Source organism: Nocardia sp. NPDC019395 (assembly GCF_040632335.1).
GTDB lineage: Bacteria > Actinomycetota > Actinomycetes > Mycobacteriales > Mycobacteriaceae > Nocardia.
In genome coordinates, this window is the sequence record NZ_JBEYBT010000008.1 from 73,763 (window position 1) to 86,667 (window position 12,905).

Here is a 12,905-nt window from a genome sequence, read left to right on the forward strand (position 1 = left end):
TCAGTCGAGTGACTCGGTCAGCTCGAGCACATGTTCCACCTGCGCCCACGACCCGTCCGGCCGCCCGGCCTCTTCGAGGACGAGCCCGGACAGATCCTCCAGGGCGTCCGGGTCCAGCGCCGCGAGACCCGCCCGGTCGATCCACAGGTGCGTGACCCACTCGTCGGCGAGCGCATCGCTGGTCACCTCGGGGACCAGTACCACGGCCGCCCCGGCGGCGCCCGCCGCCACGATCTCCACGACCGCGGCCGGACCGTCGGTACGCCCGAACCGGAAGGTCCGGGATTCGTAGGTCAGCTCGGTGGCCGTGTGCACCTCCGCGACCAGGGCCGCCAGCGCGTCGTAGGACACGATACGGCCGTCCGCCGCCGCGTACGCCGGATCGCCGCCCTGCAGCGGGCGGACCCGGTGCGCGTAGGTGACCGGACGCGGCGACTCGGCGGCGATCGCATCGGCGGTCGCCGGATCGTCGAGCACCAGCCAATCCACCGCGGGAGCCTCGGGCCGCGAGCCGTCGGCGATTCCCGCCGCGACCGTCAGGCCCGCCGCCGTCGCGGCCTCGACCGCATCGGCCGGGACCAGCGCGGCACCCGTTTTGAGCACCGCCCAGGTCGCGACCGCCGCGTCCACGCCACGCTCGAGCCCGACCACGATCCCGGTGCCGGGCCCGTAACCGCGCGCGATCAGGACGCGGGCCAGCCGGGACGATCGCGCGTCCAGCTCCTGATAGGTGACCTCGTTATCGCCCCATACGACAGCGGGGCCTTCGGGATCGTCCTCGACCGAGGTGCCCAGTGTCTGTGGCAGTGCCGTACCCGATGTGGCCACCGGCGCCACCTGCTGTGCGGGCGCGGCCATCCGGTCGCGTTCCGCGCTGTCGAGGATATCGATATCGCCCACCCGGATCTGTGGATCGGCGGCCACCGCGGCGAGGATGCGTTCGAACCTGCGGCCGAAGGACTGCACGGTCGACTCGTCGAACAGCTCCGCGGCGTAGGTGAACACGGTCAGCAACTCACCGAAGCCGCCGTCGGCGTCACGCCGGGGATCGATACCGATTCCCAGATCGAATTTCGCGGCGAGCACACCCCCGTCCAGCGCCTGCACGGTGAGTCCGGGCAGGTCCAGCGCGGCCTGCTCGGTGTTCTCGAACGACAGCACCACATTGAGGAGCTGGTTGTGCGCGGCCGCCCGGTCCGGCAGCACCGCCTGCACCACGCGCTCGAAGGGGACGTCACCGTTGGCGAAGGCCGACAGATCCGTTTCCCGGGTGTGGTCGAGCAACTCGGCGAAGGTCATCGTGGGCTCCACCCGGGTGCGCAGCGCCAGCGTGTTGACGAACATACCGACCAGATCGTCCAGCTCACGTTCACCGCGTCCGGCTATCGGGGTACCGACGAGGACATCGCCGGCGTTCGTGAGCCGGGACATCAGCACCGCCACCGCGGCATGCATCACCATGAACATCGTCACGCCGCTCGCCCGCGCGGACTCGTCCAGCGACCGGTGGATATCGGCGTCCACGGCGAACCCGGTGGCTCCACCACGCATCGACGGTATCGGCGGACGCGGCCGGTCCAGCGGCAATGCGACCTCACCGGTGACCCCGTCGAGCTGCTTCTGCCAGTACGCCAGCTGTGCGGCCGCGACCGAGTTCCCGTCGGCTTCGTCACCGACCACCGCGCGCTGCCAGATGGCGAAGTCCGCGTACTGCACCGGCAACGGTGCCCAGCTCGGCACCTCACCGCCGGACCGGGCCAGATAGGCCGTCGCCAGATCCCGTGCCAGCGGCGCCATCGACGCACCGTCGGCCGCGATATGGTGCGCGACCAATGCCAGCACATATTCGCTGGGGCCCGTGGTCAGCAGCAGCATCCGTACCGGTGCCCGGTCGGTGACGTCGAACCCGGACGACAGCAGCTCGGTGATCCGCGCCACCGGGTCATCGGTGGTCGCGATCTCCAGACCGCCCTCGAGTACCTGCCCGACCGGCAGGATGTCCTGGTAGGGCACCTCGTCCGGCCCGACCGGGTAGCGGGTACGCAGCGATTCGTGGCGTTCCAGCACATCCGCCACCGCCTGCCGCAACGCTTCCACGTCGAGGTCGCCGGTCAGCTGGATGGCCAGCGGGATGTTGTACGCGGCCGAACTCGGATCGAACTGGTTGATCAGCCACATCCGCTGCTGTGCCAGCGACAACGGGACGAACTCCGGCCGCGGACCGGCCACCAGCGCCCGGCGCCCACCCGAACCGGCCTGCTCCTGGATCCGCGCCGCCAGCGCGCTGACGGTGGAATCCTCGAACAGCGCCCGCACCGGCACCTGCGTATCCAGCGCCTTACCCAACCGCGCGGCCACCTGCGTCGCCACCAGCGAGTTACCGCCGAGTGCGAAGAAATCGTCATCCGCGCCGACGCGATCCACACCGAGCACCTCGGCGAATACACCCGCGACGATCTCCTCGATCGGCGTCGAGGCCGCCCGGAACTCCCGCGCCTCGAACACCGGTTCCGGCAACGCCTTACGATCCAGCTTGCCCGAGGTGTTCAACGGGAACGCGTCGAGCACGACCACCGCGGCCGGAACCATATAGACCGGCAGCACCTCGCGGACCGCATCGAGCAGCTCCGCCTGCGCGATCTGCCCGCCCGGCGCCGGCACCACATAGGCCACCAGCTGCTCGCCGAGCTGCGAACCCGCCACCGTGACCACGGCCTGGCTCACCTGCGGCTGCGCCAGGAACGCCGACGCGATCTCGTCCAGTTCGATCCGCTGGCCACGGAACTTCACCTGGAAGTCGGTACGACCCAGGTATTCCAGCACCGGTTGCGATACCTCGGAGCCGTCGGCCGAGGTGCCGGCCCGCCGCCACCGCACCAGGTCACCGGTGCGGTACATCCGCTGTGCGGGATCGAACGGGCTCGCCACGAAACGATCGGCACTCAGATCCGGGCGAGTGACATAGCCACGAGCCAACTGGTCACCCGCGAGATACAACTCACCGACAACGCCCTCGGGCACGGGCCGCAACCGCGAATCCAGCACGTACACACGCGAATTCCACTGCGGAACACCGATCGGCACACTGGTGGTCTCGTCACCGGTCGCCTGCCAATACGTGATCGACACCGCGGCCTCGGTCGGACCGTACAAGTTGTGCACCGCCGCATCCGAGATCGCCTGCATCGCGGTCACGGTCTCCGGCGGCAACGCCTCACCGATCACGAACACATGCTCCAGGCTCGGGATCGAACCCGCCTCGGTATGCGCCGCGAACACGGTCAGCATCGACGGCACGAAATCGGTCACCGTGACCTGCTGCTCGGCAATCGTGCGGGCGAGATACTCCGGATCCCGGTGACCGTCCGGCGTTGCGACGACGAGCCGGGCACCGGCCGCCAGCGGCAGGAAGTAGCCCCACAAAGAGACGTCGAACGTGGTCGCCGTCTTCTGCAGGTACACATCCGAGGTACCCAGCGGATACTGCGACAGCATCCACGCGACCTGATTCGCGATCGCCGAATGCGAAACCGCCACACCCTTCGGACGACCCGTCGAGCCCGACGTGAAGATCACATACGCCGTATTCGACGGCCGCAGCGACGCCGGCCGCTCGGCATCGGACACCCGCGAGGCGTCGAAACGACTCGTATCGAGAGTGTCCAGTACGAGCACCGGTATATCCGAGCCTTCGGGCACCGCGGCGGAATCCGCGGTCGTCGTCAGCACACACACGGGTGCGGCGGTATCGAGGATGTACCCGATCCGCTCCGCCGGATGCGCGGGATCCAGCGGCACATACGCACCACCGGCCGCCACCACGGCATACATGCCGACCAGCAGGTCGATCGACCGCGACACCATCAACCCGACCAGCGACTCCGGCCGCACACCACAGTCGATCAGATACCGCGCCAGCCGATTGACCCGCGCATCCAGCTCCGCATAGGTCAGATCCGTACCTTCGAACGACACCGCCACCCGGTCCGGGAACTCGGCCACCGCGCGGGCGAACCCATCGAGCAACAGCTCCGGCGCCAGCGCGTGCTCGGTCGCGTTCCACTCCGCCAGCACCCGCGACCGCTCGACGGGGCCCAGGATCTCCACGTCGCCCACCGGCACCGACGGGTCCGCCGCGATTTCGGACAGCAACCGCACGAACCGGTCGACGAACCCGGCCACCGTGGCCTGGTCGAACAGTGCGGTGGCGTAGGTGAAGTACCCTCCTACGCCCACAGCGGAGCCGGTCTCGTCGTAGTTGTCACCCAGGATCACGTTCAGATCGAACTGCGAGATCTCGGTATCGACATCCACAGCCGATACGGTCAATCCCGGCAGCTCCAGACTGGACTGCGCCAGGTTCTGGAACGAGAAGCCCACCTGGAACAACGGGTGCCGCGCCTGCGAACGCGCCGGATTCAGCACCTCCACCAAACGCTCGAACGGCACATCCGCATGCGCGAACGCCGCGATATCCACCTCACGCTGACGACCCAGCAGATCCGCGAACGATTCACCACGATCGAGCTCGGTCCGGAACACCAGCGTATTCACGAACATACCGATCAGATCATCCAGCGCCTGCTCACCACGACCCGCAACCGGCGTACCGATCGTGACGTCATCACTACCGGACAGCCGGGCCAGCAATACCGCCAGCGCCGAATGCACAACCATGAACAAAGTCGCATTGTGCTGCTGGGCCACCCGCAACAGACCGGCATGGGTCTCGGCGTCGATCGCTACCTGCACTCGGCCACCCGCGACCGACTGCACCGCCGGACGCGGCCGATCCACCGGCAGATCCAGCTGATCCGGCACACCCGCCAACGCCGACTGCCAGTACCCGATCTGCCCGGCCATCAACGACTCGGGATCGGATTCATCGCCCAGCAGTTCCCGCTGCCAGATGCTGTAATCCGCGTACTGCACCGGCAACGGCGCCCAGCCCGGGGCTTCACCTGCGGCACGCGCCGCGTAGGCGGTCATCACATCCCGGGCCAGCGGGCCCACCGACGAACCGTCGGCCGCGATGTGATGCACAACCATCGCGAGCACGAACTCGTCCGCCGGATCGTCGATCTGGAACAACCCGACCCGCAACGGCACCTGCTCGGTGACGTCGAAACCGGCCGACACCAACTCCGATACCGCCGACACCACATCCGCCGCGGCCACCGACCGTATCTCCAGCTGTGGCACCGCGTCACCGACCGGCAATACCACCTGCACCGCACCGGAGTCGGTGTCCGGATACACCGTCCGCAACACCTCGTGCCGTGCCACCACATCGGCGACCGCCGCACGCAACGCGTCCACATCCAGCGCACCCGTCAACCGGATGGCGAGCGGGATGTTGTAGGCCGTCGACTCCTGATCGAACCGGTTGAGGAACCACATCCGCTGCTGCGCCAGCGACAACGGCACAGACTCCGGACGCGGACCGGCGGTGAGCGCCAGACGCCCGCCGGAGCCGGCATGCCGCTCCACCCGAACCGCCAAACCAGCCACCGTCGACGCCTCGAACAACGCCCGCACCGGCACCGTCGTATCCAACGCCTTACCCAACCGAGCCGCCACCTGCGTCGCCACCAGCGAATTACCACCCAGCGCGAAGAAATCATCATCCGCACCGACCCGGTCCACACCGAGCACCTCACCGAACACCCCCGCCACGATCTCCTCGATCGGGGTCGACGGCGCCCGGAACACCCGAGCCTCGAACACCGGCTCCGGCAACGCTTTACGATCCAGCTTGCCATTCACATTCAACGGCAGCGCATCGAGTTCCACGAACGCCGACGGCACCATATACGACGGCAACCGCTCGCCCAGCTCCGTCTGGATACCGGCAATATCCAGATCGCCACCTGCGGCGGGCACGAGATAGCCCACGAGCCGATCCCCGGTCCGCGGATCCGACTTCGCCACCACCGCGGCCTGCGCGACCTCCGGCAACGCCAGCAACGCGGCCTCGATCTCACCCAGCTCGATACGGAAACCACGGATCTTGACCTGGAAATCGGTACGACCCCGATACTCCAGCTCACCGGCACGATTCCACACCACGAGATCACCCGTGCGATACATCCGCGCACCCGGCGCGAACGGATCGGCGACGAACCGCTCCGCACTCAAATCCGAGCGACCGAAGTAACCCGCCGCGAGCTGCACACCGGCCAGATACAACTCACCCGCAACACCGTCGGGCACCGGCGCCAACCGCGAATCCAGCACATAGACACGCGAATTCCATTGCGGCACACCGACAGGCACCGAAACTACGTCGGCAGTGGTGACGCGGTGCGTGGTGATCGACACCGCCGCCTCGGTCGGACCGTACAAATTGAACAACGCGATCCCGGAATGCTCCGACAGCATCCGCTGCGCCGTCGCCGCCGGCAGTGCTTCACCGATCGCCAGCACCCGCCGCAACGAACCGGCGATACCCGCATCGCTGCCGAGCAGGGCGTCCAGCATCGACGGCACCACCGTCAGAGTGGTCACCTGCTCCCGAGCCATCAACTCGTTCAGATACGACGGATCCCGATGACCCTCCGGCGAGGCGATAACCATCCGGCCGCCACACACCGCCGCGAGCCAGAACTCCCACACCGACAAATCGAACGTCGCCGCCGTCTTCAACAACACCGCATCCGAGGCATCCAACCCGAACTCCGCGGTGATATAGCGCAACTGATTCACGATCGCCGCATGCGGCACCGCCACACCCTTCGGGCGCCCGGTCGAACCCGACGTGAAGATCACATACGCCGTGTTCGACGACCGCAACGGCGCCGATCGCTCCACATCAGCAACCGCGGAAGCGTCGAATCCATCGAGGTCGGCAATATCCAGCGACACCAGCGGCACATCAGCGGCGGTGCTGAATCCGGTCTCGGTAGTCGTCAGCACACAGACCGGTGCCGCGGTATCCAGAATGTAGTCCGTGCGTTCGGCCGGCTGGTCCGGATCCAACGGCACATACACACCACCGGCAGCAGCCACCGCGTACATCGCGACAACCAGATCCACCGACCGGCGCAACGCCAGCCCGACCCGATCCTCCGGACCCACACCCTGACCGATCAGGAACCGCGCCAAACGATTGACCCGCGAACCCAACTCCGCATACGTGACCGGCGAACCATCAGCAGCCACCAACGCCACCGCATCCGGATCTCCGGATACCGAATCATCCAGCAACGACACCAGCGTCGCCGACGAATCCAGCTCCCGCACAGTCGCATTACGGGCCTCGAGCGCCTTGCGCTCGGCCGGAGCCAGAAGCTCCAGATCGCCCACCGGTACCGAGGGGTCGGCCACGATCTCGGCCAGCAGCCGGACGAACCGAGCCACGAACTCCTCCACCGTGGCCCGATCGAAAAGATCCGTCGAGTAGGTCAGCGACCCGCCGATACCCTGCGCCGCGCCTGCTTCGTCGTAGCTGTCCCCGACGATCAGATGCAGGTCGAACTGCGAGATCTCGGTATCGACCTCGAGACCCGAGACCGTCAGGTCCGGTAGCTCCAGGCTGGACTGCGCCAGGTTCTGGAACGAGAAGCCCACCTGGAACAGCGGGTGCCGCGCCGTCGAACGCGCCGGATTCAATACCTCGACCAGGCGCTCGAACGGCACATCCGCATTCGCGAACGCCGCGATATCGACCTCACGCTGACGGGCCAGCAGATCCGCGAACGATTCACCACGATCGAGTTCGGTCCGGAACACCAGCGTGTTCACGAACATACCGATCAGGTCATCCAGCGCTGCCTCACCACGACCCGCGACCGGAGTACCGATGGTGATGTCCTCGGTACCCGACAGCCGCGACAGCAGCACCGCGAGTGCCGAATGCACGACCATGAACAGGGTTGCGCCCTGCTGCTGCGCCACCCGCGCCAGTCCGGCATGGATATCGGCATCGATCAGCACCTCGACCCGGCCACCGGTGAACGACTGCACCGCCGGACGCGGACGGTCCGCCGGGAGGTCCAGCTGGTCGGGTATACCGGCCAGCGCCGATTGCCAGTATCCGACCTGTTTCGCCGCAAGCGATTCCGGATCGGACTCGTCGCCCAGCAGTTCCCGCTGCCAGATGCTGAAATCGGCGTACTGCACCGGCAACGGCGCCCAGCCCGGAGCCTCACCCGCGGTACGGGCCGCGTACGCGGTCATCACATCGCGGGTCAGCGGTCCCACCGAAGCGCCGTCACCGGCGATGTGATGGATCACCATCGCCAGGACGAACTCACCGGCTCCGGTCTCGGTATCCGCCGCGGAACCACCGGCCGCGTCTTCCACTCGGAGCAGCGCCACCCGCAGAGGCACCTCGCCGGTCACATCGAAACCGGTCGAAGCCAGCTCGGTGACCACCGGGATCAGCTCGTCGCCGGTCACCGACCGGACCTCCAGCCGCGGCACGGCCGCGCCGGCGGGCAGTACCACCTGTACCGGACCGGAATCGGTCTCCGGGTACACCGTCCGCAGCACCTCGTGCCGCGCGACCACATCGGCGACCGCGGCACGCAACGCGCCCACATCCAGTGCGCCCGAGAGCCGGATGGCCAGCGGAATGTTGTACGCCGCCGAATCACCGTCGAACCGGTTCAGGAACCACATCCGCTGCTGTGCCAGCGACAACGGCACCCGCTCCGGGCGCTCGCGCGCAGCGAGAACGGGCAGGTTACCGCGACCGGCGGCGGATTCCGCGGCAGCTGCCAGCGCGGTCACCGTGGACGCTTCGAACAGCATCCGTACCGGAACCTGCGTATCCAGCGCCGCACCCAGCCGCGCCGCGACCTGCGTCGCGATCAGCGAGTTACCACCCAGCGCGAAGAAATCATCGTCCGCACCGACACGCCGCACACCCAGCACATCGGCGAACACACCCGCCACGATCTCCTCGATCGGCGTCGAGGCCGCCCGGAACTCCCGCGCCTCGAACACCGGGGCGGGCAACGCCTTACGATCCAGCTTGCCCGACGTGTTCAACGGGAACGCATCCAGTTCCATGACCACCGCCGGGATCATGTACACCGGCAACACATCCCGCAGCGCATCCAGCACCGTCGAGGACACGATCTGTTCCCCGGGTGCGGGCACCACATAGGCGACCAGCTGCTCACCCAGATCCGACGCAGCCACCGTCACCACCGCCTGGCTCACCACCGGCTGCGCCAGCAACGCCGACTCGATCTCACCCAGCTCGATCCGCTGACCACGGAACTTCACCTGGAAATCGGTACGACCCAGATACTCCAGCACCGGTCGCGTCTCGACCCGGCCGTAAACCGAGGTTTCGGCCCGAGTCCACCGCACCAGGTCGCCCGTGCGGTACATCCGCTGCCCGGCATCGAACGGGCTCGCCACGAAACGATCCGAACTCAGATCCGGACGGGTCACATAGCCGCGAGCCAACTGGTCACCCGCCAGATACAACTCACCGACCACGCCCTCGGGTACCGGATGCAACCGCGAATCCAGCACATACACACGGCTGTTCCACTCCGGCACACCGATCGGCACACTATTGGTCTCGTCACCGGTCGCCTGCCAATACGTGATCGACACCGCGGCCTCGGTCGGACCGTACAAGTTGTGCACCGCCGCATCCGAGATCGCGTGCATCGCGGTCACGGTCTCCGGCGGCAACGCCTCACCGATCACGAACACGTGCTCGAGACTCCGGACAGCCTCGGCCGGCGTATGGGCAGCGAATACCGAAAGCATCGAGGGCACGAAGTCGGTGACCGTCACCCCCTGCTCGGCAATCGTGCGCGCCAGATACTCGGTATCGCGATGACCGTCCGGAGTAGCGACGACCAAATGCGCACCCGCTGCCAGCGGCAGGAAGTAGCCCCACAAAGAGACGTCGAACGTCGTCGCCGTCTTCTGCAGGTACACATCGTTGCGGCCCAGCGGATACTCGGCCAGCATCCACGCGACCTGATTCGCGATCGCCGAATGTGGCACCGCCACACCCTTCGGGCGACCCGTCGAGCCGGACGTGAAGATCACGTACGCCGTATTCGACGACCGCAACGGCGCCACCCGATCACCATCGGCAACCGGTGTGGATTCGTACGAATCGAGATCGAGGGTGTCGAGGGCCAGCACCGGCGCACTCGTGTCCCCGGGGACCGCCGCCGCGTCGGCGGTAGTCGTCAGTACACACAGCGGCGAAGCGGTATCCAGGATGTACCCGATCCGCTCCACCGGATGCGCCGGATCCAACGGCACATACGCACCACCCGCGGCCACCACCGCATACATCCCCACAACCAGATCCAGCGACCGCGACATCAGCAAACCGACCAACGTCTCCGGACCCACACCCTGCGCGACCAGATACCGCGCCAAACGATTCACCCGAGCCGAGAACTCCCCATACGACAGACTCGTCCCCTCGAACGACACCGCCACCCGATCCGGATGCGCAGCCGCCGCCGCAACAAATCCGTCCAGCAACAACTCCGCCTGGACCGCGTACTCGGTCGCATTCCACTCCGCCAGCACCTCGGTGCGCTCGACCGGAGCCAGGATCTCGAGATCACCGACAGCCGTCTCCGGCGCGGCCACGATCTCCCGCAGCAACCGCGCGAAACGATCCGCGAAGCCCTCGACGGTGGTGTGGTCGAACAACGCGGTGGCATAGGTCAGATAACCCGCCACCCCCAGCGGCGCGCCTGATTCGTCGTAGGTATCACCGAGCAGCAGGTTCAGATCGAACTGCGAGATCTCGGTATCGACCTCGACACCCGAGACCGTCAGGCCCGGCAGTTCCAGATTCGACTGTGTCAGGTTCTGGAAGGTAAGACCCACCTGGAACAGCGGATGCCGTGCCTGCGAACGGGCCGGGTTCAGGACCTCGACCAGGCGCTCGAACGGCACATCCGCATGCGCGAACGCCGCGATATCGACCTCACGCTGCCGGGCGAGCAGGTCGGCGAACGATTCACCGCGATCGAGTTGTGTCCGGAACACCAGGGTGTTCACGAACATACCGATCAGATCGTCCAGCGCCCGCTCACCGCGACCCGCCACCGGCGTACCGACGGTGATGTCATCGGTACCGGACAACCGCGACAGCAGCACGGCGAGAGCGGAATGCACCACCATGAACAGGGTCGCGTTCCGCTGCTGGGCGACACGCACCAATCCCGCGTGGGTTTCGGCATCGATCTCGACCCGGACCCGGCTGCCCGCGAAGGACTGCACCGCCGGACGCGGCCGGTCGGTCGGCAGATCCAGCTGATCCGGCACACCGGCCAATGCCGACTGCCAGTAGCCGACCTGCTGCGCGGCGAGCGACCCCGTATCGGCTTCGTCACCCAGCAGCTCGCGCTGCCAGATGCTGTAGTCCGCGTACTGCACCGGCAACGGTGCCCAGCCCGGGGCCTCCCCGGCGGTGCGCGCGGCGTAAGCGGTCATCAGGTCCCGGGTCAGCGGAGCCATCGACAACCCGTCACCGGCGATGTGATGGATCACCATCGCCAATACGAACTCGCCGGGCGTGCCGTCGATCTCGAACAGCGCGACCCGCAGCGGCACCTCGTCGGTCACATCGAAACCGGCCGATGCCAGCTCCGATACCGCCGCTACCACGTCACCGGCAGCGATCGAACGAACCTGCAACCGCGGCGCCGCACCGGCCGGCAGCACCACCTGCACCGGACCCGACTCGGTCTCCGGATACACCGTCCGCAACACCTCGTGGCGGCCCACCAGGTCGGTGACCGCGGCACGCAACGCGTCCACACCCAATGCGCCCGAGAGCCGGATCGCCATCGGCAGGTTGTAGGCCGCCGACTGCTGATCGAACCGGTTCAGGAACCACATCCGCTGCTGCGCCATCGACAACGGCGCCGCCTCGACACTCTCGCCCGAGACCAGGTTCCGGGTCGGACGCGGCTGCGGCACCAGGGCTATCCGGCCACCCGCGCCGGCCTGCTCCTGGATCCGCGCCGCCAACGCCGAAACAGTCGCGGCCTCGAACAGTGTCCGTACCGGGACCCGCGTATCCAGCGCGGCACCCAACCGGGCCGCGACCTGCGTCGCGATCAGCGAGTTACCACCCAGCGCGAAGAAATCATCATCCGCACCGACACGCCGCACACCCAGCACATCGGCGAACACACCCGCCACGATCTCCTCGATCGGCGTCGACGCCGCCCGGAACTCCCGCGCCTCGAACACCGGCGCCGGCAACGCCTTACGATCCAGCTTGCCCGACGTGTTCAACGGGAACTCGTCCAGTTCCATGACCACCGCCGGGATCATGTACACCGGCAACACATCCCGCAGCGCGTCCAGCACTGTCGAGGACACGATCTGTTCCCCGGGTGCGGGCACCACATAGGCGACCAGCTGCTCACCCAGATCCGACGCAGCCACCGTCACCACCGCCTGGCTCACCACCGGCTGCGCCAGCAACGCCGACTCGATCTCACCCAGCTCGATCCGCTGACCACGGAACTTCACCTGGAAATCGGTACGACCCAGATACTCCAGCACCGGCGAACCATCGACCTGCTGCCAGCGCACCAGGTCACCCGTGCGGTACATCCGCTGCCCGGCATCGAACGGGCTCGCGACGAACCGATCCGAACTCAGATCCGGACGGGTCACATAGCCGCGAGCCAGCTGATCACCCGCGAGATACAACTCACCCGTCACACCGGCAGGTACCGGCCGCAGTCGCGAATCCAGTACGTACACCCGTGAATTCCACTGCGGCACACCGATCGGCACGCTGGTGGTCTCGTCACCGGTGGCCTGCCAATACGTGATCGACACCGCGGCCTCGGTCGGACCGTACAAGTTGTGCACCGCGGCATCGGAAATCGCGTGCATCGCGGTCACGGTCTCCGGCGGCAAAGCCTCACCGATCACGAACACATGCT

At 67.0% G+C, this 12,905-nt stretch carries 1 protein-coding gene (cut by a window edge); it reads right to left on the reverse strand.

All coding sequences use genetic code 11. The features are described from left to right. On the reverse strand, window positions 1–12,905 hold the end of the coding sequence (locus ABZ827_RS19925) for a non-ribosomal peptide synthase/polyketide synthase (protein ID WP_357238542.1). It continues 53,554 nt past the right edge of the window; only the last 12,905 of its 66,459 coding nucleotides appear in the window; the start codon falls outside the window, past its right edge — the gene reads right to left on this strand; it ends in the stop codon at window positions 1–3.